General features: G+C 51.2%; 19 protein-coding genes and 2 pseudogenes. 6 read left to right on the plus strand and 15 right to left on the minus strand.

Going from position 1 to position 24,502, the window contains the following annotated elements:
- Nucleotides 1-7: 7 nt before the first annotated feature.
- The 3 genes from NTZ04_02440 to NTZ04_02450 all read right to left on the minus strand — a co-directional run bounded on the left by NTZ04_02440 (nt 8) and on the right by NTZ04_02450 (nt 3,542).
- Nucleotides 8-1,213, minus strand: a complete 1,206-nt coding sequence (locus tag NTZ04_02440; GenBank protein ID MCX5991179.1) for a glycoside hydrolase — start codon at nt 1,211-1,213, stop codon at nt 8-10.
- Nucleotides 1,214-1,228: 15 nt separating this feature from the next.
- A complete protein-coding gene (locus NTZ04_02445; protein MCX5991180.1) occupies nt 1,229-2,605 on the minus strand; it encodes a glycosyltransferase in 1,377 nt (458 codons plus the stop codon).
- 580 nt (nt 2,606-3,185) lie between these two features.
- Entirely contained in the window at nt 3,186-3,542 is a 357-nt protein-coding gene (locus NTZ04_02450; GenBank protein ID MCX5991181.1) for a hypothetical protein, read from the minus strand.
- A 603-nt stretch (nt 3,543-4,145) separates the two neighbouring features.
- On the opposite strand from NTZ04_02450, the gene NTZ04_02455 reads away from it, so the two are divergent.
- The gene (locus NTZ04_02455; protein ID MCX5991182.1) at nt 4,146-6,116 is read left to right on the plus strand and encodes a hypothetical protein; all 1,971 of its coding nucleotides are present in this window, start codon (nt 4,146-4,148) and stop codon (nt 6,114-6,116) included.
- Between the two features lie 248 nt (nt 6,117-6,364).
- Here NTZ04_02455 and NTZ04_02460 read toward each other — a convergent pair whose 3' ends face one another.
- Nucleotides 6,365-7,555, minus strand: a complete 1,191-nt coding sequence (locus NTZ04_02460; GenBank protein ID MCX5991183.1) for a DNA adenine methylase — start codon at nt 7,553-7,555, stop codon at nt 6,365-6,367.
- Nucleotides 7,534-8,394 (minus strand): hypothetical protein, encoded by an 861-nt coding sequence (locus NTZ04_02465; protein MCX5991184.1) that lies wholly within the window; start codon nt 8,392-8,394, stop codon nt 7,534-7,536. Before NTZ04_02465 ends, NTZ04_02460 begins: the two co-directional genes overlap by 22 nt.
- Nucleotides 8,395-8,608: 214 nt before the next feature.
- On the opposite strand from NTZ04_02465, the gene NTZ04_02470 reads away from it, so the two are divergent.
- Complete coding sequence (locus tag NTZ04_02470; GenBank protein ID MCX5991185.1) at nt 8,609-9,535, plus strand: Swt1 family HEPN domain-containing protein; 927 nt, start codon at nt 8,609-8,611, stop codon at nt 9,533-9,535.
- Between the two features lie 451 nt (nt 9,536-9,986).
- A complete protein-coding gene (locus tag NTZ04_02475) occupies nt 9,987-11,186 on the plus strand; it encodes a hypothetical protein (protein ID MCX5991186.1) in 1,200 nt (399 codons plus the stop codon).
- A gap of 13 nt (nt 11,187-11,199) precedes the next feature.
- Here the strand turns inward: NTZ04_02475 and NTZ04_02480 are convergent, their stop codons facing one another.
- A complete protein-coding gene (locus NTZ04_02480) occupies nt 11,200-11,502 on the minus strand; it encodes a hypothetical protein (protein ID MCX5991187.1) in 303 nt (100 codons plus the stop codon).
- Between the two features lie 634 nt (nt 11,503-12,136).
- On the opposite strand from NTZ04_02480, the gene NTZ04_02485 reads away from it, so the two are divergent.
- A complete protein-coding gene (locus NTZ04_02485) occupies nt 12,137-12,958 on the plus strand; it encodes a hypothetical protein (protein MCX5991188.1) in 822 nt (273 codons plus the stop codon).
- 249 nt (nt 12,959-13,207) lie between these two features.
- Here NTZ04_02485 and NTZ04_02490 read toward each other — a convergent pair whose 3' ends face one another.
- Nucleotides 13,208-13,654 carry a DUF4145 domain-containing protein gene (locus tag NTZ04_02490; protein ID MCX5991189.1) on the minus strand — a complete coding sequence of 149 codons (447 nt, stop codon included), beginning with the start codon at nt 13,652-13,654 and terminating at the stop codon, nt 13,208-13,210.
- Between the two features lie 129 nt (nt 13,655-13,783).
- Complete coding sequence (locus NTZ04_02495; protein ID MCX5991190.1) at nt 13,784-13,963, minus strand: hypothetical protein; 180 nt, start codon at nt 13,961-13,963, stop codon at nt 13,784-13,786.
- 594 nt (nt 13,964-14,557) lie between these two features.
- On the opposite strand from NTZ04_02495, the gene NTZ04_02500 reads away from it, so the two are divergent.
- Complete coding sequence (locus NTZ04_02500; protein MCX5991191.1) at nt 14,558-16,684, plus strand: hypothetical protein; 2,127 nt, start codon at nt 14,558-14,560, stop codon at nt 16,682-16,684.
- Nucleotides 16,685-16,891: 207 nt separating this feature from the next.
- A complete protein-coding gene (locus NTZ04_02505) occupies nt 16,892-17,764 on the plus strand; it encodes a hypothetical protein (protein ID MCX5991192.1) in 873 nt (290 codons plus the stop codon).
- Between the two features lie 410 nt (nt 17,765-18,174).
- Here NTZ04_02505 and NTZ04_02510 read toward each other — a convergent pair whose 3' ends face one another.
- The 7 genes and pseudogenes from NTZ04_02510 to NTZ04_02540 all read right to left on the minus strand — a co-directional run.
- The gene (locus NTZ04_02510; protein ID MCX5991193.1) at nt 18,175-19,863 is read right to left on the minus strand and encodes an IS1634 family transposase; all 1,689 of its coding nucleotides are present in this window, start codon (nt 19,861-19,863) and stop codon (nt 18,175-18,177) included.
- Nucleotides 19,864-20,013: 150 nt separating this feature from the next.
- Nucleotides 20,014-20,190, minus strand: a pseudogene (locus NTZ04_02515) (ISAzo13 family transposase).
- 55 nt (nt 20,191-20,245) lie between these two features.
- Nucleotides 20,246-21,313, minus strand: a complete 1,068-nt coding sequence (locus NTZ04_02520) for an acetoin utilization protein AcuC (GenBank protein MCX5991194.1) — start codon at nt 21,311-21,313, stop codon at nt 20,246-20,248.
- A gap of 510 nt (nt 21,314-21,823) precedes the next feature.
- Nucleotides 21,824-22,051 (minus strand): annotated as a pseudogene (locus NTZ04_02525) (DnaJ domain-containing protein).
- Nucleotides 22,052-22,415: 364 nt separating this feature from the next.
- The gene (locus tag NTZ04_02530) at nt 22,416-22,826 is read right to left on the minus strand and encodes a MaoC family dehydratase N-terminal domain-containing protein (protein ID MCX5991195.1); all 411 of its coding nucleotides are present in this window, start codon (nt 22,824-22,826) and stop codon (nt 22,416-22,418) included.
- A 62-nt stretch (nt 22,827-22,888) separates the two neighbouring features.
- A complete protein-coding gene (locus tag NTZ04_02535) occupies nt 22,889-24,133 on the minus strand; it encodes a hypothetical protein (GenBank protein MCX5991196.1) in 1,245 nt (414 codons plus the stop codon).
- Between the two features lie 12 nt (nt 24,134-24,145).
- The coding region (locus NTZ04_02540; protein ID MCX5991197.1) for an OB-fold domain-containing protein at nt 24,146-24,502 on the minus strand (357 nt) is incomplete at its 5' end.

Raw genomic sequence — 24,502 nt, forward strand, 5'->3', positions numbered from 1 at the left:
ACTTACCCTACAGGTAGGCGTCCAGCGCCCGGATGAAGTTCTTGTATACCTGCTGTATCTCCCAGATGATGCCATAGGGTCCCAGCCGCCACCACTCCTTCGGTGTGAAGTAGGCCGATACCTCGGCCTCCGATCCGGAGCGGCCGAACCACTGGATGAGATGCAGGTTGTCGGACTGAGCCAGCCAGAGGGCCAGATCGATTATCCTCTGGTTCTTGGTCAGCAGGGCCTTGCTGTACGCCTGCATCATCAACTGGAATACCGCCTCCTGAGCCGAATTGCCCAGGAAGAATTCCATGCCTCCTTGCCCCGCCCAGGTGGAGGGGAAGGTTGACAAAGGCAGGTAGTGACTCTGTTCGCGGTACTGCGCTATCGCCTCGCTGGGTGTCAGCGTCATCATCTTCCGCTTCGCGAGCTCCCCGGGCAGACACCGCATGAAGTCAAATATGCCGGTATCCCGCGAATGATGTTCACCGAAGGTCTCGAAATCCCAGGCCAAGGTGACAAAATCACCCCACGCATCCCTCAGCCACTGAGCATACCTGTCAGCCATCAAAGGATAACCCCACCACCCCTTATTGGAGAAGCGATAACCCACATCGTCACTCAGCTCATAGTGCCGCGGCAGCAGCATCAGACCCTTCCCTTTATGGTAAAGGTGAGTCGGCTCGCGCCACTCCATCACCCAGGGCCGTCCGTCAAGAAAGGCGCCGCTGAAGCCAACGCTATCCAGAGCATGATAGATAGTATCGGACATAAGCATCTCCGTGGTGTCGGTCACCTCCGGCCTCTTGCCCATGACCTTCTCCAGGTGATCGCGGGACCAGGACATCCGCCTGGCAAAGGCAGGCACATCCAAGAGCGGCAGAAAGCTGTGGTAGGGCTCAACGTTCACCAGTTCCACGGCAGGCTGGGCTGCCAGCTCGCGGAAAAGCTGAAACAGCTTCCGATCCCAGGCCTCGGCCTGCCTGAGGAAGGAGACCGAGAACCCTATCGAGAACTTCATCCCCTGTCTGGCAAGTTCGAGGAACATCTCAGCAGCAGGATAGTAGCACCAGGTCGCTACCTTGTGGAGATACGCCTCATTCATTGCCTCATCGAAGAGACAATTCTCAATATCAGCAGGGGTGGCACCAGATGGAATAGGCTGTGCCGGAAGCTTCAGACGCCTGGGCTGGTGCACGACAGCATAGATCACCAGGTTTTCTGCCATGATCTCCTTAGCCTCTCATACACCCTTCTTCAGCGTTGTTGGCAGCAATTCAGGTGGCACCCTGAGTGGTATGGAGTCTGCCACACAGGGCGCAGGCTTCCCCTTGAGGGCACCCTGCATCCTGGCCTGGTTCACTAGCTTGCTGATCAGGTTCTGCACCGCTTCTTCCCACGTGAATTGCGTAGCAGTATGCCTCGCAGCACGCCGCATCCTCTCACCCTCCTCAGGGTATTCCTGGAGATACAGCACATGGTTCACAATCTCCATTGAGTCCGCTGTCTCCAGCACAAAGGAGTTTACGAAGGGGATCGCGTAATCCTCTCCGGTAGACCCCGTAAAGACAATCCCACCGGCGGCCATTGCCTCCAGCCCAACCAGGCCGAACGGCTCGCGCCCGCTGTTAGCCAGCACGCCATCAGCCGCACAGTAGAGCACCTGTAGGAAGTCTGAAGGCAACTGAAATCTGATGTCAATGATATCAGCGGGAGAGGCCTCCCGTAACGCAGCCATGTAAGCATCATAAGAACGCGTGCCTGTGGTCGTTTCTTTCCAAACAAGGCCCAGAGAACGAGCACTGTCAATTATCTCCTGACGGTGAGGCTCTATCCCACCTCTGGCCAGCAACGTAGTCTGGCAACCCCTCCCCTTCAGGCGGGCTGTCGCTTCCACAGCCTGGTGCCAGCGCTTATCCGGGTCCCAGCGGGCTACCTTGCACAGCAGGATCTCAGCACCAATTGCATTTCTAATCTGGTCGACCAGACCGGGCTCCACCTTATGAATTAAGCTCTTCGGTATGCCGTTTGGAATAACCAGCGGGTTCAAGCCCATACCCCACATGACGTGCTTCATATACTTGCTTACCGTGGTGATAGTGGTAGTGAAGTTCAACCTGCCCCAGTTGATGCGATAGAAGGAGAAGGTATTGTTCGCATTCCAGAACATCACCACTTTGTCCCGGAGGCTATCGTGATAGAGAACATCGCTGAGGCGGCACATCACCTCCGCAGTGTGCCACTCCTCCCCAAGGATAACAACCAGCCTACCCTCAGCCACTGCCGGCTTCACGATGCGGTCTTTGACAAACCAGGGGATGGATTCATTGAAATCATAAAGCTTCTCTTCCTCACCATCATAGACACCATTGGGGTGATGCTGGCTGATCCACTGGCCCCAGCGATGCAGGATCAGCTTATCATGGTATCTCGTCTCCTCTCCCGGGGCATACGGATCGCCGATAAAGAAGAGATGTGTGGTAAAACCCATCATCGCCAGTGTCGCCGACAGGTTATTCACTCGTACCCCGAGGCCGCCTGCTATAGAATATGCATCTGGCCCCTCAAATGAGAGGATCACAAACTCTGTATTCTTGGGAGTGATATTTGTCCGCACCATGATAGAATCTTATACTCCAAAAACTTTATCTATTGTAACACATTGGTTTCCCCCGAACCATTCCTCATCCAAGAAGCGTCCGGATACCCGCTTCCGCGGGAATGTCAGGGTAGGAGATGCATGAGAAAAGGCTTGAGTGAACCCTGGCTCAGGAGAATTTCTACTTCCCTGAGCTTGTTGGTCATATGGTCACAATACACGAAGTTTACCCTTCCGTGTAAGGGTGTGAAACTAACGGGGCAGATTAACGAGCGAGGGGTGCAAATGCTGGACTGGTTATTACCAAAAGATAGCGTTTGTCCTCCTGAAGATGATGATGACGATGCACTTCCCTTTGTGCCAAGGTGGTTGAACTTGGTGTTCAACTCAGGGGTTAAATTTGACGGTTTTGAATGGGCAGCCGTTAAACTTCAAAGCTAGTTGACCGGTACCATACCCGGGCAGTTCTGTAGGGTTTTGCCCTATGGGCAATCTCTCCAAGGCGCTCTGCTCAAGAGAAGCAAGCACCATTGCTTTAGCCCCTCATCCACCCTAACTTAGCACAACCATAAATCCTAACACCCAGTCTGTTGGACCCATGCTAAGTTTCAATTGAGGAAGAGGGAGGGACACTTCTAAGCCCACTATCTTGAGAGCCAGTGTTACTAGCACCGGCTCTCTTTCGTTTTGTGCCTATTCGCTTCTTGTAATGCCTCTTAATCCGAAGTGGTTCCGCTAAAGGCAACTGCCTTGCCGCAGTGCTACCATTTTCCACCAGCAATGCCATCCTGCGCAGCTTCTCAACTCGCAGTTGTTTTGCCAGATCCAAGGTAAGCGAATCGATTGCCATACGGACAATTTCGCTGCGAGATAACTTCAGGGTAGAGCTGAGGAAGTCCAGCTTCTCTTTTTGGGTGGGTACCATCTCCACTATGAAGGTATATTTATCTTTCGTCACTTAGCTTCAGCTCCTATATGTCCCTCTATATCCGAAGGCACTATATTATTTCCACAAACCTCTGTCAAGGGGTTCAGGTTCACTTCCCTATGCGGGAGACGGTATCCCTCGACAGAGCATCGTTTGTCCTGGAGCATTTGGTGAGGCCACAGTGCCACAGTGGAAGAACCCTACACAGTCTGAAGTTCTACAAGGTACCGCTAGTGACGAGGGAGCACTTCACCTGGACCAGTTTTCAGGGGGCAGGCCAGTATTCTTAGAGCAACCAGGATTTTTGAGAAGACGTCTGCTCTAGTCTATTGAGAATGGGCCAGTGAATGCCATTGGGTTGGCTGACGTACATTGGTACTGTGGCTGGGAAGTGGTACCAGAGTCCCAGTTCGACCCCACGACAGTCAGACAAATCAAATCGAGAGGTGTTAGAGATACTGCCGTTCAGTCCATTGCCAAAGACGCGGTTACCATGCAATACTGAACCCAGTAATGCACCTGAAGTCAATCAACCTGCGAAACAGGACTGCATAACAAGGCGAAGAAGACGAGGCATTTGATTCCAGGTTAGCTGATCGAGTGGTATCTGGACATACCGAAAAGCAGGGTGAAGTGACCGACTTCCATAAACGTGCTCAGCGTCCTAGCCCATGCCAGGGAGACCTTTTTGCTGGACTGTCTCCGATACAGACACGAGTCATTGCCAGAAGGACAGACTTCGATGGTCTTTTTGAAGGATTCAAACGGATGCGGGCCATCTCGTATGTTGTATCACCAGACTTGCTTCTAGAGTTGTTCGACAAGCGTGGTTATACAGAAGTTGAGGTTTTGGTGGGAGAGAACCTTTCTGAATCATATAGAAAGGATTTGGAACAGAAAAGTGTGGACGTGACAGAACGGCTTGCCGGGCTGATAGAACAGGGCGTCTTGCGAGTCTTTGTTCCCACTCGCACAATACATACGAAACTCTACATTCTTCAGAGGGACGACGTCACTAGGGTAATTCAAACGAGTGCCAATCTGACGGCGACGGCGCAAGAAGCCAAGAAGCAGATCAACTACGCGTGGTATCTGGACATTCCTGTAGGTCATCCTTTTCTGCAGCAATTGACGAGTGACTATGAAACTCATCTTCATGGATGCACCCTTTTCATGGAAGATTTGAGCAACCTTCTTAAGGAGTCCCGGGTGACAGATAGAAAAGGGCTGATTGAAGCTTGGCTCAAGGGCGCTGCTACCTCTGAAGACCAGAATATTGAGATGAGACGGCTCTTCCATGACCTCTCATTCAGTGTTGCCGAATCCTCCACTACCAAAGAGGAGCCAGTAACTGTACTGCAGCTGAAGGGTTCAGCACTGGACAGGAAGCGGTTTGAACGACAACTCGCACCGCTAAAACCCGTGTCCGCTGGTCAAAACCAGATACAGGTGAGCAATTCCGCTTTCATTCGCTACGTCTATGAGACGCATCACATCCCGTTGCTGATTCTCTCCCACGAGCGACGTGAGCTACTGTTGGGTCTTGACGTGCCAATGTCATCGCTTACCCAAGCACCTTCCGATACCACCTTAGTTAGCCAGTCCCTGGGACTGATGGAGGCCTATCTCCAAACCGTGGACTTCGGCGAATCATCTGACCCACTGTCTGCAAAGAGGAGCATGTTTGAAGCCCTCCTATACGTGTTCTTCACTCCATTTGCACACGACTATATGAAATCCAGAAGGGCCAAGTTCGGCCCTGTCGACACCCGAGGTCCACGCTTCCTATATATCTATGGACCATCGCAGAATGGCAAATCTACCTTCCTGCGCTTTTCGCTTAAGCTATTATCCGGAAAGTCTATCGAGCCTCTGTCGAGGCACGACTTCACGAAGACAAGGATTGCCAATGCCGCCCTAACAGGTTCTTCCTTCCCTCTGATCTTCGATGATGTAGATTCGTCTGGCACTTCTGGAATTGAAGACGTGTTCAAATCCTATTGGGAACGCTGGTGGAACGATCAGTACGTGTGCCCTCAGATAGTGATCGCTTCCAATAATCCTAGGCTTAAGGAGTGGGCAAAATCTCGTGTGAAACGAATAGACTTTGATGTTCATTTTTCACCTACGGAGGGTGCCAAAGAGAAATTGGCAAGACTGTTTTCGACAGACAACCCTGTATTCAGATGGTTTTCCTATTTGTATCTTCAACACCTCAGCGATCAGGAATTCGCAAGTGATGATGAACTTGGGTTGGCCAGAGCAGTGATGAAGGAGCTATATGAATACTCCAAACGCCCGCTCCCAGAGTTCTTCCCTGGTGAACCTGTCGAGAAGCTTTACGACCCAGGACGCAGGGATTGGCGTGACCTTCTCTACGGTCTGCACAAGGCGGCAGTCACTGAGCAAGGAAATCGAAAACTCGTGACATTTGACGACGATATGCAGCACTGGGAAATCAATGACTATCAGTCATATCTTCCTCAGACCGTCAAATATCAGAGAAGAGGTGCCACGATTATCATAGAGAACCCCAGGGAGTTCGATAGGTGGCTGGGGCAACCTCAGGGCCTCTTGTCCCGCATATTCGGAAAAGGCTCATAACCGAGTCCTTCTGGCACTGGGCAATTCTACATCTTTGTTAAGTTCCAGGGAGGAGTTGTCATTTTGGAGCAGTGGAATCGTTGCACTAATCGCTAAGATGTTAAACGAGGTAACAAAAGTCAGTCTTGTTAAGTCTTGTTTTCGCCTCAGGTAAGTCGGTTTTTCATCGCTGCAAACCGCGAGATTATGGCTGGAAAAGGCGGCTCCTACACAAAGGCAAGGGACAGCGCAGCGGAGAAATAGAGCTGTTAGCTACTTAGTTTTTGCATTACTAGTATTCTTTCGTACTTGGTCGTCCGCGTCTGCCGCCTTGAGCGCCGTATGTCGGGGATCTCATCAGTATAAATGAGCTTCTGCACCAGACGCCCATCGCTGACCTCGTGAGCTAGTTCAGAAATGATCTGAGCCGTAGGTTTCTTCACACCGTTCCGCTCAACGTCACCAAGGACAAGCACACAGTAGGCCTCGTCTTTGAGAACTCTGTCCATTTGCCTCAAGCACTGCTTCATCTGTGTTATGTATACATGGTCGTTAGCTGTTAAAGAACGATCCAATCCTTTCCAATCGGGAACGCCAAGAAACCACAGCCTGAGCCTATTATCTCTTGCATAGTCCAGGGCACCGAAATATGGTGGGCTTGAGATAATAGCATCAATAGAATTTGAGGGTAGTGACAAATTCATCGTGTTCTCTTGTAATACCTGCCAAGTCGTTTGGTTTCTTGACTGCGTAAAGCCAGTTCGACGATAGGCTCGTGTTACCTTGGCGATAAGTCTGGAGCGGAGGTCACGGTATGAGTACATCTCAGGGAACTCTTCAGGAGGGTACTTTTTTAGGCGCAGATAAGGAGTCAAGTGACTAGCAGGATAAGAAAGGAACCCTGGGCGCACGTGGTGTAATATACCCAAGAGGCAAGCCATAAGGAAGTAGTTCTGCCTTTCCTCAAGTACCTGGAAGGCAGTAACAATCTCCTTGAGTGTGTCAGGGTGGAAGAACTTACGAACCCAGTCGGGCACATTATCAACACTAGCAGTGTGAACACGGGACTCGATTTCTCGTAGGGCTTCCTCTGCTTCGTGCAAAGCCTCTTGCTTACTGAACGGTGCAGATAGTTTTCCTCTCGTAATAACATAGGCATATGGGCTGAGGTCGTTGGCTACTGCAGGACGATCCATAATGACGCATTCCAGTGGCACCACTCCGGCACCGCAGAAAGGATCCAGAACAACATCACCTGATCGGGAATACAGCTCAATAAGCACACGAACCATCCCTGACTTCAACTTCCCAACATAGGGGGCCAACTGATGCATTGAGCTTTCCCTGGCATTGAATGATCCAGACCAAAGTTGTGCATCTAGCTCAATGTGCTCTTCATGAAACAAGCGCGGTTGTTCAGCTTGCAGCGCTTCCACATTTATCTCCGTGGCTTTCTCCATTCCACCATCTTCCCCTTATGGTAGACCTTTGTTTCCCGTAAAATACGTCCTTTATCATCTTTGACAAGTGCAATATTTACCTGCCATATATGTTCATCAAAATCTCCTGGAGCCACACCGTATGCAGCTAAAATCTTGGCTGGTAACTGAGTATTGTTCAAGTCGTGAGACTTCGGTTCCGGATCATCTTCTGTCGGTATTGCCCTAGGCAACAGGAAGATGTCTGGCGCAACTCCAAGGACTGTGGTTGGTGGTTTGTTCTTGTATTTGGGGCACGGGCGAAGAGGTGTGTTGCACCTGGCATCTCTGAACACTACGACATCAACGTGCTTACCACGCTTTACCATTTCGTTCTCGACGCGATTAAAGATAATTGCGGCTGCCCCATGGGATGGCTGGTTGACAATAGCCCCGTCCAAATGACACCAAAGAATGAATTCGTTTGCCCAAAGCGGTCTTTCCGATATGTTGATGCTGTTTCCTTCTCCACCCTTTACCTCCACAGCCACCATTTCTTTGGGCTGGGATGTCAGCATGACTTGAAAATCGAATCTCTGGGCTGCCCCTTGTAACTGATATTCAGCGATAAGGTTCATCTGCTTCATAGTTTCAAAAACGTTAGCTACCAAACCTTGTCTTTGAGTTAGTGATGAGGCGATATATGTCCCTCTTATACTCTCGATGGCAGACCTAAAAACCAGTTTGGAATGGTAGTCGGCTGGCTCCACACCGTGAGCGCTTAGAACGTCGGGGTGCTTGCTATCAAGGTTACGTAGCAGGTCGATTGCAGGATTTACTTGAGCTGTAGCACCAGGGTCATTCTGGCATGGTAGAAGCATACCTAAACCTCACTCCAGTATTCTGGCAACTGGACATATTCTAACACAGCCACTCACCATATCCACAATTACAGAGCTTGCGAGCACACTTACACACCCACCTGAGCTTCCTGGATGAATATGGTGGAGAGTTGGTTTGGCATACGCGTCTTGTAATAGGTTATCTGTGCTTCCTATAATAGGCTGACAATATCTATCGGGCAAGGTGATTAGTATGGACATGGCACCAGACATGCATGCTGAAGACCTCATTTCTCAGGGGAATGGAATTCTTCGAGGACTTTCCCAAGAACTCGGCCAGCTTGAGACGCCAGCAGCTGTGGTTACCAGGGATATCCTTGCCGAGGGCGCGGGCGCACTGGCTGTTGACATTCTCGGGATGAAGAAGGCGAGAAGAGTTGGGAAGAAGGCGACGAGAGCATTTCTTGCAGGCAAAGTTAGCGAAAACCGGCGAACCATCATGACCAAGTATGAGGAGCTTTTTGCCGCATGGGAGAGCGATATCATTCGCTTTCTGTGCCAGGTTTCGACCTCTGCGCCGGGGGTGACTGCCCCAGGCAACAGTGACAAGCTGGTCAAGCGAGTGAAGCGGTCTGACAGATACAAGAGGCTGGAGACCCGAGTTCAACACATCGTTATTGAGCTGAAGTCGACGAAGGCAGAGGGTCTTGTCTACAACTCGAATCTTCCTCAAGCCTCGCCGAAGTCAGTACGTACAGAGCCATCGCCAGATGCTGCGAAACTTCTGAAAGACCTTGAAGTGTCTCTAAGGAGATTCATTGAACGTGAGCTGAGCAAAGTGGGCAAGGATTGGTGGCAGCGCGTGCCTCTGGAGATCAGAAACAATGCCGAAAGAAGGAAGTTGCGCTCCGAGAGTATGTGGCCTTGGTATCCGCCGACATCCACAAATGTTGTTGACTACTTGGACTTCTCCGACTATCACCGCATCATTCTCGAAGAGGACAACTGGCAGAAGGCTTTCGTCAAGTTCTTGAAGAAACGGAGCTTCATTGAAGTGCGTCTAGGCGAGTTAGACCCAATCCGAAATGATATCGCTCACTCACGCCCAGTCACGTCGTCCGCAGTGGCAAAGCTCAGGATGTTTTCCACAGAGCTTCTGGACTGCATGAAGTCAGCGTAGCAGCGTCGGGTGTTAGCCTCATCGCACACAGTATCCCACATCGTGCTAAACAGACTCGGTTTTTGACACACCCTGAACATTCCGACGGATTGTGACTCACCATTCTGGACGATTATTCAACGGTTTGGAGGAGCTTTGGCGTTTGACCGTCAAACGTAATGCGCCAAAACGGGGATAGTAGAACCGAGCCGCACCAACCTTCCCTGAAGACCAGCGGCTCCAGAGAGACGTTGTTCTGGACTGCCAATTCCGTCGCTGTCGCCACAGGCCATGACCAGCTACAGCTTGTGACATGGCACAACCTCTAGAACAAGTCAGCCTTTTCACAGTATACAGATGTTGTGTTGCCGCTTACATGTCGCCATTGACCGGATTCGGTCGCAATAGTATACTACGAACGTCGATTGGAAGACACTGCGAACGGCAAGACCCTTCGGACTGGAGGAATTACATGTACATCTTTGAGGAGATTCTGGACAGGCTTCTGGAAGATCAGGAATCCAACCGCAAAAGCGTATTCCATGGACAATTTGCAAGGAACCGAGACAAGAGTACGAGAGCTGCAGTCCAAAAAGATGGAGAGCCTCTAAAAGAGAAACCCGAACTCTACATGACGTTTAATGCCGTCCAGACCCTGCAGTATCTCCGTTACTCCATCTCACAATCATCGTACAAAAGTGTTTTCAGGCCAGTTTTGGAGGAGCGAAAAGACAAGATGCGTCAGGCTGTGAATATCGCCGGAGACTTCGCAGAGCGATTGCTTCTTCAACACAGCGATAACCAATTCTTCATCACGATGCACGAGAAGATAGCTTTTGGCCCAATCGACGAATTCATTTCCTACAGACACACAGTAGGGGCAGCGATAATCCTTCGGCTACTGGAGCGAAGGTCTGACATTGAGAGCAAAATCCTAAGAAAACTCTTGACAAGTGATATACAGAATAGAGACGGTGGTTGGCCGATAGCAGACAAGAAGCACACAACTTCTGACATTCTTTGTTCAGCACACGCGGCATACCTCTTCCATTTGGCTTTGAAGTCTGGTGATTATGATGATCTCAGGGCGCAACTTGAGAATAGAATAAGCTCGACATTAGCTTTCTTGACACTCCAGGTAGAACAGAAGAGCGGTCTTTGGGTATACGAACACGAGTCTGGTGCTCTCCCATTCACAGCCCGAACATACCCCGAAGTATACAAGCTCCTAATTGACTGCAATTCCCCCCTGGTGCATCAGATTCCCAAAAGGCTGTTGGAGCACTGTCGTGCGAATGACAGGCCAGAATACACAATGGCGAATCGAAAGAAAACCGGTATCCGCAACATGCAACAGTTTGAAGTCAGGATGGCATATGCGTTCAAGACAGCGTCCAGATCAATGCCCGACGAGTTTCTGGAAGCCTTTGCAGAAACTAGGTACAATGCCTTGTCCAGGTACTCCAAGAGTGAATACTACGAGACTTACGATCTCTGCTGTCTACTGATGATGCTCATTGACAGTTTCAACCTGAGTCACAAGGAACTAGTCAAAGACGGAGTCTTTGTATTTGAGCCAATCATTGAAGAGTTGCCATTTGTAGGGAAGCCTTACAGAGTCTCGAAGAAGATTTATGAACGTTTGAAAGAACGCAAATGGTTGTCCTTCTAGAGATATTGTCAGGTCAACCCCAGAGGCATTTCCTGACAAAGAATGTGCTGAGCCAGCATCTCCAAATCAGCGCCGCATCGACGAGCATTGCCAGAAGCGCAGTGTATCCGATGACGCCATGAACCGTCAGAGGAGTCTTCCGAGCCCCCAATATCATCAGGATAGTCGAGGTTATATCAAGACAAACCCCACCGGTCAGGAAGAATAGAACCCGCTTCGATATCAACGACTTCCTTTGCTCAGTCACCACTGCGACTGAATAGAACAACAGCGCAAATGTGACGACAATAACAGCCTTGGTGAGGGTCGGGTTCACGTCTGGTCTTTCTTTGGACTACTGCCAGTGGAGCAAATCGGTGATTGATGAAACAAGTGGGCGGCTGCGGCATGGCATGCTTGCTGAAGCGCAACTGGTTGCGCATTGGAAATCCGCAACCTTCCGGTCTTTGGTGCCTCACTCTTCATAAGATTGCACTTCTCTGATTATCCAGTTTACCAGTTGGGGGATGCTTACACTATCAGGAGACTCGGGCGTCAGACGTTTGATCTGCGTCTCGTATGTCAATGCCTCCCAGTCTATGTTCAAATGTGTACAATCTGGACAAATGTTTACAAATCCCCATTTCATCGTCCTGGCAAACAGCAAAGTTCTCATATTTTACTCTCATATGTGACAGGAGGCTTGTGGTAATTCCTATAGGTCAGGATTATCAATATTACTATCCGTACGCTGGATAGGCTATACCAGCCACACTATCAGGACAGTGAAAATACAAACGTAATGGAATCGATTCTTATTCATCGAGCTATCCGCCAGTCGAGACCGTCTAGATCCAGCTGGTGATTTCCGTTCTTGAGGTCCAGAAGACACTGCATTACAATGAGGTGTGAGCATCATTTAAGAATTGGTCGAGATGTCTAACCGCTGTTGTAGCGGTAAGGAGATAAAGATGCGAACAGAACATCTCAAACTAAGCAGGCAGGAAATCTTGAACGCCCACTCGGAGTGGTACTCTGGTCTTCAAGCGAATCTGAGACAACTCGAACGAAGGGTGTCTACAAAAATACAGTTGATAAGAGAAAATCAAGAATATACCATGGACGACGATGAAAGTTTGGCGAATATGTTTTTCATGCACTTGGACGAATATGTTTCGAGAGCTAGGGAAGTGGGTCCTCTCGGAGTCGGTGGCACCGAACCGGATGTAAGTCTTCCTCCCATGCAAGATGCCCTGATAGACACCATACCTCGACTTTGGAACGACGCATCGATGGCATATATTCATGGCCATTTTAGGGGTTGTATCTTTCTGTCAGCGACCATGCTGGAGGGAGCATTAAGGCTTAAGATAAAGGACAAGCGGCTAGAAAGAGAGCTAAAGAAAAGGTTCGAGAAGCCTATGTTAGGCAATCTGATACGTTTCTTGAAGGATGACAACAGACGGCTTGTGACAAGTAAGGTGATAGAGTTATCTAATGTCGTAAATGATTTGAGAGTTCAGCATATCCACTTGTTAGTGGAAGAGGAACCGCAAGATTTACTTAGCATTTCCCCACGAGACGAGTTTGTTCCGTTAGCTGAGTTTAGAGGCAGTCCTCCAATTCGGATAAAAAGGGGATATATCAGTGGTGATGGAGTCGATCTTAAAAAAGGCACAGCAGGAATTCTGTACAAGTATAAGAAAGATGCCAAGGAGTCCATAGAAAAATCAAGAGAGATCCTCAGAAGCTTATATCCTCAAGACGATAGTTCTAAACGATTCTGCCCGTAAGATTTTTTGGCCCGCAGACGAAAAACGTGGCGAAAGGATACAATTCGTCACTTCGTGCAGTACAGGAACCTAACCGCAAGCCAGAATGTCGAACGACACTGCTGCCGGCGCGAAGACCGATCGAGCATAGTTAAGCAATGGACTTGTTCAGCCGCGCTTGATCCATCCATTCTAGCCACCAGACTACAGACCTCTCGAAACCCCGAGGTTTTTCTTGCTTCCGCTTATCTTGACCAGTTTTTAGTATTCCTATTCCACTTTTTGCCAATCACCAGTCGAGGTCTCAGATAGTTTAAACAATCGACTAAGCAATTGTCCTGTCAGGTAAAAGGTGGTTTCAGCTTCCACCTTCGTTATTTGCTTAAGTTCGTCTTCTTGTGGGTGAGCGCCGTAATTTCCAAAAAAACGAATGCCATGAGCTAGGCTCGCAAAATCTGAAGAAATCACTTCTTGCTGAGCTAATTTGTCTATCTTGTCTCTAAGGCTGCCTTTCTTATCTGCTTCTTTAGACTCGACAGACTCGACTGCGATCTGTAGAGCGCGGCGACACAAAGTTACTACACCCTTATAGGCGTCGACTTGAGAACAGCGCTGGGCTTCATGATAATCTTCTCTTGCCTCTCTGGGCACATTTGGTGGTAGTTGAATAGAATCAAATCCCGCTAATTCCAAAGCAATGAGGTTGTGACCCTCCATTTGTGCTCTATGAACTGCTCTGCAACTCTGACAAGTCAATTTTCCCTTAAAGCTACCGCCGTAGCCATACAGGTTAAGGTTGTTTTGCTGTCCGCATCTAATACAATTGAAGGACGGCATTTTTCTCCCTTACGAAATCCCCAGGAAACCCCTCGACCTCCGCTCTATCTTCGAGGGCTCTTGATGAAGATCGAGCATTAGCTTGTCCACCGCCTTGAGCAGGCAGTGATGGGCGTTGATAATATAAGCCCTCAGGTCCTGCTGGTCTAATAGGTTAAGATCAAGAGCTGACCTGACGCCTACGCTCACAAAAGTTCCCCTTCTCAAGAACCACGAGGAACTCCCTGGTTGCTCCTAGTGTGGCTCTGACAATCCCTGGGCCCATCTTCCTCGTTGCCTCAAGCATGTCCGGCAGGGCTGTTGCTACATACACAATGTCAAATGTCACTTCTAGCCATCACCATGCCTACCTTGGGCCAATGCCCCATGTACGATACCACCTCTTTATCATTTTATCAAAAAAGATAAAGAGCAGTGCTGCAAAGGACATGTACTGAACGATCAGCCAGATTGTAGAAGACCAACTAGATAAATCCCTGTTGTAACCTATCAACTACAATCGAACAGTGCCAAGGCACACGTAAGATTGACAGGTTGCCGCCTATAAGGCTACGCTGTATTGGCCCTGACTGCCAATGCAGATGCTAGAGCCTTTATCTAGGAGGGTGGGTCACCACTCGGACAACGCGGATAAGTTAGGCACAAAACAACCGTTCGCTTGCGCCCAGCCCAGCTTTGGGCAAATAGTCGTGACCCAGGCTCCTAGGCCAAGATGTTAGCACTGCCCTTGCAAGAGTCGCGGCAGGTATAGCAAACGACTTCATAAAAAACAGGAGGTTGCCCATGACATCCAGTTTATCGGAAGTGGAATGTTTCAAGGAGACGCTGAAAAAGTACGGCCTAACCGATTCGGCTGATGTGCTCTTGAAGGCAATCAGAGCATCTTACCTTAGCGCCGGACGTTTAGCCCCGGAAGTGGCATCACGGCAAATAGAGGTCCTCCAGCAGCTAGGGGTGGGCTGGCCGACTCTAAGTGAGCGCGGCAAGGTAATCGGACGAGAGCTTGTTGACATTGACCTTAAGGCTTCAGAGGAGGTCCTGAACGAAATTGTGTCGCGATATCCCCCAGCGATAGTGGGACTCTTCCTAAGAGCCGCATCCCAGGGTGCGGATGTCTATTCTTTGAGAGTGCCGGAAGACGCATACGACTTCGACGGCGTCACCTCCATTTCATCATCGACCGACTTGATTGGTCACCGGAGGATCCTTCCCCACATTACTCACTTGGGAAGCGATCTTGCACAGCAGCAGTTAGCCATCGAGTATAAAGACCGCGCATACAAAGGGGCAAAATGGGTGGCGGTGTTCATCTACCTGACCGCTGATGCAGCAGAAAAGCTCAGAGGGCTTGTCGGGGTCAATATGACTTTCCTAGATGAGGTGGAGGACGCCATCCAGAATTTCAACCTACTGGGTCGATCTCCCGTACCCACCCTAGCAGAGTTCGAGAGGAACGGCGTGTCCAGGGAAATGCTGGAAGGTTCTGTCAAAGAGGCTATCAAAGAGGGGATCGTGACCAAGGTGGTAAACGACGGACCGGCATTCTTGGTGATTGACCGAGACCGGTACAAGGCCGTAGTGTTTCGGCCTCTTCTTGACCAAATTATAGAAATGCTGCTGCGACAGGGCTCCATTCCTGAGAAGAATCCCTGGCCCGTTGTGCCGAAGAAGCAGTTGAGCTCCGCCTCTCCCGATAGCAAAGGAGAGATAATTCTGGGGGTCACTGAGCGCGCAATGGAGCAGGGCCTATTGGGGTGGGTAGATAAGCGTCGAGTGCTGCTAAGTCTAAGCATCGGCCTAGACGAGGAAACTGGAGAGGAAAAATCTCAGACCATAAGCGTTTTTGGCGTTCAGGGCAGTGGTAAGAGCTATACCACTGGCGTCATTCTGGAGATGGGCGTCATGTCGATTCCGAACATTAACCAACTAACAGAGCCCCTTGCTGCTGTTGTATTCCACTACAGCAAGGATGAAGGTTACCCCCCAGAGTATCTGGGACTTCGGTCGCCTAACAGAATACAGAAGGATTTGCACTCACTCAAGGAGGCCATAGGTGCCATGCCCCAAGCAGTGGAGAAAGTCATCTGCTTGGTGCCAACTTCACGGTTAGAGGAGCGCCGCAGAGAACTCCCAGGTATAGATGTGCATCCGTTGTTATTCAATCCTAATGAGCTAAGCACCGATGATTGGCAGCTTCTGATGGGTGTGCCTGGTAGTGACACCTTGTACATGGAGTACGTCAAGGCTATCCTGCAAGACTTGAAGCCCCCAATTGGTGTTGAGAGCATTTGGGACACCGTTGAGCGGTCGGAAATGTCATCTGGCCAGAAGCGGCTGGTGGCCCTCCGCCTCGAGCTGGCCCAACGCTATCTCCATGAAGGGGTATCCTGGAACGACTACGCTCAGCCCGGCCTCCTAACCATACTAGACATCCGAGATAAGATGATCGATGAGCTTGCGGCGATGCGCCTTTGCCTAGTCTCCCTGCGCCGTTTTCAGAATCTTAGACTCCGGGGCCAAAGCATTCCGAAGCTTGTTGTATTAGATGAGGCACACAAATACCTTCACACCGACTTCGCGCAAGAGGTCGAAACCTTGGTACGAGAGATGCGCCATAAAGCAACCGCTCTAGTAATTGCCTCACAAGACCCGCTGTCGATACCTGACAAAGTTATCGGCCTGTCCTCTATCGTCATCTTGCATCGTATGACATCCCCGGACTGGCTCCGGCACATAAAGCGCGGATGCGCTGCCGTCGCCAACTTGAAGCCCTCGGACGTCAGCTCACTTGGGAACGGAGAGGCTTACGTCTGGGCCAAGGAGGCCACGGATCGACGCTTTACAGAGGGGTGTGTGAAGACGCACATCCGCCCTCGGGTAACCCAACATGGGTTTCATTCAATACATTGAGAGGGCACATGACGCCAATACTCGGCGACACCGAATACCCGTTAGGTCGCAACGGAATCCTTGACGCGCCGAATTATAGGTCCGCGGCAGGCATGGCACAAGGCTCCGCCTTTTTGGATCACTACTGCACAATATAGCGGTTTGTTCAATTAGAACCACGAGAATACAAGAGGTTGACCTTCTCACGCAGATGTACAATAATCGGGCATGGACCACTCCGCGCTAGACCAGCTGATAGACCTGCTCGAAAGCGAAGCCGAAGAGATCGAGCCGCTTCGCACCCGTTGGAAGCCGCTCTGGAACTCCATTCGCACAATAGGCGCCGCGTTTAGGGAAACGCGCTATCCTACGCGGGAAGAGAAAGATCAAGCTTGGCATCGCTTTCAGAGCCTCGTTGAGCGGGTAAAGCAAGAGCAGAATTCGGAGAGAACGCAGCGCGAGAACCTGGAAAACACATCTGACCGCTGGAAGGACGAGATCATGGTTCTCGCTTCCGAAGCGACACCACCAAGCAGCTTCGAGGAAAGTGTCTATGCCGTCACTTTTGGGATAGTTGAAACGGCCGTCAAAGGAGCGGTTAACGCGCTTCTCCCAGGACCAGAAATTGACGAAACCAAGGACATGTTATTGCACTGCTCTGGGAAGCTCCGAGAGGGTTGGAACCTTCTGTCAGAGCATAAGGTTGAAATGCTTGGTCGGCACAAGAAGGAAGCATTTGATGCACTTAGCGACGCGCAAGCAAAGCTTGACGCGGCTTGGGAGAGATGGCGTGAAGCAAAAGGCAGAGCTTGGGAGGCATTTCGCGAACAAAAAAGGCAAGGGAGAGAAGCATTTGAAGATCGAGTGCGCGCCAATATTGAAAAACTTCAGGAGCGCCTTGACAAACTAAGTGGTGTCTTACACCACAAGGAATCTCATCTCGATGAGCTGCGCGACAAGCAAGCGTCTGCATGGAGTGACGATTTCAGGGATCGCGTTGGAGGTTGGATTGATGAAGAAGAGAGTGCCATTCAGGATATAGGAGCGAAGATTGACCAGATTGAGGAATGGCTAGAAGAAGAGCGCTCGAAGCTAAGGTAGGAAAGAGCAAGGCGGATTGAGAGCACAATCGTCCATCCTGTTGCATCACACAGAAGCCTGTTCTGTTCAATTGGCAACTTGGGTCCAGAATGTTCATGGCGTGTCCAAAGTCGGGCCCTCTTGGGGGCTTCTTTTTGCACATCCCACTGTATTTCCACAAGCCCTCGTAATATTCGAAGCTGAGGTTGCATTCCATTCGGTTGACTACCTCACTTCATTGGCCTAGAATCCTTCGCTGTTTTTTTCATGCTCCTGGTATAGTGCTACACGATTTGACAATGGCCCAACTCGATGTAGAATATTGGGCAATCTAGCCCATGTTTGACAAGAGGGGTTAAGGGTAGCTTCAAGAAAGGGGCTTTGGGGGCATGTCTGTCACTACAAAGGCCTTTTTGACCTCTTGTTTGGTCTTATGGGAGAGAAAGGGAGGTTATCCCCATGGCCCCCAGCACTTCGCGGGCCCGGTGGCTACCGGAGGTCACTCCCCGCTTCACCTCTGACCCCACCCCCATCTCTACCACGCTTATGGTGCGCAAGGCTTCGAATGCCGCTTCTCCCGATAGCTTGCTGCCGTGAGCCTTCAGCTTCTTCTCCAGGGCACGTTTGAGGAGAAGGGCCAGCGCCGCGACGAATATGTGCCCCTGTACACGCGCAGCGGTGTGATGGTAGATCGGCCGCATCCGGATGACATCCTTCAGACTCCGAAAGGCCCTCTCCACCTCGCTGAGACTCTTGTAGGCTGCTACTGCCTCTACTGCCGTTATGCCCTTTTCCTCTGTTTGGATAAGATACTTCCCCTCATACGCCTTCTCCCGCTCCAGGTTCGCCTGCTCAAAGTAGTGGAATTCCCCTTCCTTCAGCTCCCATCCGTAGTAGCGATGACCGCGGTGCCTTAAGAGTATCCGGCTGGCTGCAGCTCCAATCTTCTCCGGCGACTTGATCTGTCCCTTGCTTACCCTCGCCCTCAGACCCTCAAGCTCTACTCGGGTCCTTTCCATGGCCTTCTCCCGCATCGCCCTCTCATATGCCAGCCGCTCCTCCGACTCCACTACAAAGACACGTACGCCCCTCTCATCACCGGCCACCTCTTGTACCAGAGTCTTCCCTTCCCCGGGACACTCTTGCCATGACCCTGTCGCCTTCTGTATGAGCTCATAAATGCCCTCACGCCTCCTCCGCTTCAGTCCCACCAGATAGCCCTGCTGCCGATCCCGAAGCATGGTCAGATTGTCCGAGGTCACCATCCCCCGGTCCCCGACAAAGACCACGCGCTTGAGCCCAAAGCGCCTCTGTAGATCATCTATGACGCCGGCTACTGTCTTGGAGTCGTTCAAGTTGCCGGGAAAGACATGATGGGCTATAGGCCACCCGTTTATCATGACCACACCCACCTCCACCTGCCGGTTCTTGCCCCTACCATCGCGGCTATACCCATACCGCCCCAGTTCCTGTGGTCCCTCTCCTTCAAAATAGGTGGAGGTGAGATCATAGAATACCAGCTCCACCTCCAGGGCAAACAGGTCACGCAACCTGAAGAAAAGCTCCTGCTCTATCCGCTCCTTGTTCTCCACCAGTTCATTCAGCGTGCGGTACCAGCGCTGTAGCCAGCTCAGGTTCACCTGCACTCTATCGTGCTCTTCCCACGCCGGTAACCACCTTTGGCCATGCCGGTCACAGACATAGTCCGTTTCCAGCCACGAGGCCAGGTGATGTTCACTCCCTGGAGAGCAAAGACGATTGGCTGCCAGTACGAAAGCCCTCTCTGCCAGGGAGTTGTCTCTTTCCCTCTGACCTCCGATGCCGTCCAGGATACCCTCCAGCCCAAACTCTTGCCACAGGTGTCTCATGACCATGACAGGCCCATAGCAGGCCGACTGTGTGGGAATCACCTGGCTCGACTTCACCCAGCTATCCGGGATGTCTCCCTTCTGAAGGAGACGCACCAGACTATCGAGATGGGCACAAAGCAGGTCCCTGCGGCCAAGGTTGACGACTACCTTCTGCTTGTTGACGCCGTTCTCCCGGTACGACTCCACCAGGCGAAGGTATTCGTGCTTCTCGCCCTTCTTGCCACGGGCCTTAACGGATCTGAGAAACATGGCTGTCACTGCTGACTATAGCAGACCACAGCCAGCATGTCAAGCCAATGCTGTCACTACGCGTCAAAAACCGCCAGGCGTCAGATCCAACCCTCCCAAAGCTAAACCTCCCCCAATAACAATGTCAATTTGTCAAACATGGGCTAAGGTGAGCTCCTCGCATCCTAACGAAATGGCGCGGCGCGAGACCCCTGTTTCACGCGAGACGATGGAAATCCCACTATAACCAATAGCGGTGGCTTCCGCTGCAGCCACAATCCTCCGAAGACGCTCATCAAGAAAGCCTGCCAAGGATTCAAATCGTTGTTTGATCAAATGCGTATCCATGTCCTAAATATAGCATAGAATACTATAACTTGCAATGGTTATTTAGTGACAGTCCCTAAGCAAAGCACCGCCAGTAGCTCCTAAGGTTCTCTTTGACTTCCTTTATGACCGTTTTTGTTTCTTTAAGTTTGTAGTCAGTCTTGAGAGAGAACAAGAAAGGTTCCGTAAACTCGAGGTCGAGTTTGGCCAGCCCTGAGACCAAGGAAAGCCACCCGTAAGGCAGGACTGTTTGGTTGTATCCGCTTCCAAGGAGATCGACTGCCTTTCCATCACATACTCTTTCGGCGACTTCTCTCACTTTTCTGCCGATCATTTCGAAGCCCTTGAGAGTAAGCCCCAAGTCAGTCAGCTCATCGGCGAAGTGGGGGTCAGAGCCCCCGTTTCTGATGATTATCTGGGGGGCAAATTCCTCTGCCAGAGGAGTGAATATTTCATCCAATACGCATTCGTAGGCATCATCGGAGGCTCCTGGAGGTAGAGGCACATTTACAGTGAAACCCTTGCCTTCTCCCTCCCCGATTTCATGGGCAAAGCCGGTTCCTGGATAAAGGGTTCGGGGGTCCTGGTGAATATCGATGAACAACACCATCGGATCTTGGTAGAAAATCTGGCAGGTTCCGTCTCCAGCGTGAGCATCGGTGTCAAGAATCAGAATCCTCTCCAGACCGTGGTTCTCAATTAGATTCTTAACGCATACAGCCACATCGTTGTAGATGCAAAACCCTGCCCCGTAGTTACTTTTGGCGTGGTGTAGGCCGCCGCCAACGCCAACGGCATTGGTGAAACTGCCCTTCCAAACGAGTTCTGTTGCTGTTAGAGAGGCTCCGACGATTAACCTGGCAGCTTTCTCCATTTCTGGCTGGAGGGGAGTGTCCGGGCTGAGAAACCTGTAGCTGGGTAACCAAATCCCCTTGGAGTCACCTTGCAGGAAGTCGATGTAGTTTCTATCGTGAACAAGGAGTAATTCTTTGTCTGTTGCATACCTCGGCTCGACAACTTCAAAGTTGTTGACCTTCTCCGTCAGCAAGTTCATGAAGTTGGCATACCTATCACTCCTGAAAGGGTGCCCAGGGCCGAAATCATAACCTTTTATCTGCTCACTATATGCTATAGCTAGCGTCATCTGGCTCCATAATCACCGATAACAGATGGCGTACTGGTTACTTGCTTGTGCCAGGGGCTCTGCCATCTATTTGATTTTGACCCGAATCAAGATGTCTCCAGGGTGGTTGTCTGTTATGTTGCATGCATTGCTCATTTTCAGGACACTGCCTGTTTTCACCCCAGGGGGGATTCCTACCTCCATTCTCTTGCCTTTCCGGGTCAACAGCTTCCTTACTCCCTGGGCAGCTTCATCGGCAGAGATTGCCAATTCATAGCGAATATCTTGCCTCCGTGTTCTTTTGGTATGATCGGTGGTCTCGTCTGCATTAGTCCTGCCCCGTGGCCAAGTCTCAAACCTGATGCCGCCACTTGGCCCGCCATAGGTTCTGAAGGAGAATGAGCCTCCTTTACCTTTAAGGATGTCACCGAATATTTCGTCAAGGAACTCGTGGCCCAGACCGGCTCCGTTGAATTCCCGCATCAAATCTTCAAAGGTAGTTCTGGTAGCAGTGCTGCCGAAGATATCACCAACATTGCCGGTTATTCCAAATTGATTGTACTGTCTCCTTTTCTCTTTATCCCCCAGGACTCCATAGGCCTCGTTTATTTCCTTGAACTTCTCATTGGCCCATTTCTCGTTTCCAAGATTGCGATCTGGATGGTATTTCATGGCCAGGTTTCTATAAGCTTTCTTCATATCCTGGTCGCTGGCATCCCCAGGAACACCTAGAATCTGATAGTAGTCCTTAACCATTATTGTATTGAAGATTGGTTCTGTGTTATTTTGCCCAGTCAGGGTTATGAGCGATTCGAACGCAGGTCAGTGATTCAAACGCTCGATCATAGAGTATAGCACACCGTAATAAGCTTTCTTGTATACAATTTGTCATTTGATATTAAGCTGGTAGAGAGAGCATGCAGATTGCCATATTAGTGATTTATGCCTGGTTGATGATTGAGGATGAATCTTGATGAAAAGTTCAGGGCCCGAGTTGATTTCTCATCAACCTGGGCCCATTTGAACATGAACAGGGCTATCAGGATTGGCCAGACTTACACCTATACTACAAACATGCTGCCACTGGCGTAGTATTCTCGGTGCAGAAATCCTCTTGTTCTCTCTAGCCGAGGTTCATCACGCGGCCACTGGCTGCGGCCACTACTTCTTTATGTTGATTGGTGAACGTGGACTTCATGGAAAAGAGCAGCATTTTCCTCTTGTCGTTCGACTTGTCCTCGACGCCGGTGAACTCATTCACAATGGTGATGGTGTCGCCCGCTTTTATCGGCTTGAGGAACTCCCACTCCCCCCCGGCATCAACGATGCCGGGGTACGGAAACGGAGGCATCTGCGCGCCCTCTCCCATTAGCATTGCGGCAGCCAACATTCCTGGCGGCAGGCGACCGTGCCACTTTGGATCAGGGTCACCAATGGCTTCACAGTACCGCTTGATCATCGTCTTGTCGATCTCGAAAACGGTGGGCTTACCCTTGTTTCCGACAAACTTCTTCATTTCATCCATGTTCAACATATCCCGTTCTCCTTTCGTGGACTTCTGCGATAGAGACAGCCCAGATGATTATTCTATAACTGCTACCATGCCTTGCTCAGGATGCAGGCAGCATTGTTGCCGGCGTAGCCGTATGTCTGAGCAAGACCGTTGACCAACTTGGTCTTCTTTACCTGGCCGGCGCCCGCTTCGCCGCGCATCTGGCGGACGAGTTGGCAGACCTGGGAAAGGCCCTGGGCTACCACGGCCTCGCCCTGGGCGGCCACGCCGCCACCGGAACAGACCGGGAGTTCGCCCGTGATCGGGTGTACCTTACCGGACATGAGCATCTTGTCGGCTTCGCCGGCTTTGAGACCGAGGATGCACTCCAGATAGACCAGGTAGTGCCATGACGAGTTGTCCGGGAGCTCGATGATGTCGATGTCCCCAGGCTGGAAACCTGAATTCTTGTAGAGAACCTTTATAGCATTGCGGGACTCGGACAGGTCGGGCACGCCCGGTCGCGGGTAGGAAGAGCAGAAGGTCAGCCGTATGGTCGGGTCGCCGAAGGTCGGGGTGCCGACCGTGATGGCTTTGACCAGAAGCGGCTTCTTGGTGTACTTCTTGGCTTTGTCCAAAGTGGTGACGATAACGGCGCCTGCACCGTCGGAAGTGGCACAGATTTCGAAGAGGCGGAGTGGCTCGGCCACGTACTTGGAGGCCTTGATCTCGTCCATGGTGAAGACCTTCTGGTAGCGGGCATACGGGTTGTTCACAGAGCCCTGGGATGTGAGGTGCTTGGCATAGGCCAGCGTTTCGTCGGTGGTGCCGACGTCGTGCATACGGCGCTTGAGTTCCATGGCCCAGTAGGCCGGGTTAGTCTCGCCGGTCATGCAGAAACGGACGTAGTCGGTATCATTGAAGCCACCCTTGTCAAATTTGGTGGGAGCAGCCTCGCGGAGCTGGGGCCGGAAGAACCCGCCAGCGGACTTGTCGGCGGCGATGGCGATGGCAGTATCAGCGTATCCAGAGGCGACCGCCAGTACCGCTTCACGCAGGATAGCCTGTCCGGAGGCGCAGGCATTAACGCAGTTGACCATTGGGATGCCGGTCTCGCCCATCATGCGGGCGATGGAGGTGCCCATGAGCAGGGAGGGTACGCCACCGCGATCAGCGATCCACATGTAAGCGCCGAAGGCCGCGCTCTCGATTTCGCGCCAAGTCATATTGGCGTCCTTCAGGGCCGCGCCGATGGTCTCCACTCCCATTTCCTGCATAGATTTCTCGGGGAACTGTCCCCATGGATGCTGGCCGATGCCCACGATTGCAACTTCACGCATTGGTTTCATCGTCATAATCTCCTATTTCCCCACCGGCTTCCACATCCAGGTGATGTACTCGTTCTCGGCATCCTCGTAGAGCTTGCCGATCGTCATCTCCACCGTCTGCCCGATCTTGAGGCCTTCGATGGTAGTGGTCATGCCCAGTACGCGCATGCCCTCTGGGACGTCAACCATGGCCACGCCGTAGGGCTTGAACGGGTCCATCTTGAAGGGCTGGGCCGGCTGTGCCGTGTGAATAGTATAGGTGTACATTGTGCCTTTGTTGCTCAGAGGCACGACCTCCATGTTGGCCTTGTCCTTGGCGCAGTCAGGATTTCCGCAGAATGGGACTGTCGGGAAGAAGTACGCACCGCACTTCTTGCACTTGCTCGCCAG

The organism is Chloroflexota bacterium, from assembly GCA_026389585.1.
Classification (GTDB): Bacteria; Chloroflexota; Dehalococcoidia; order UBA2247; family RBG-13-53-26; genus JAPLHP01.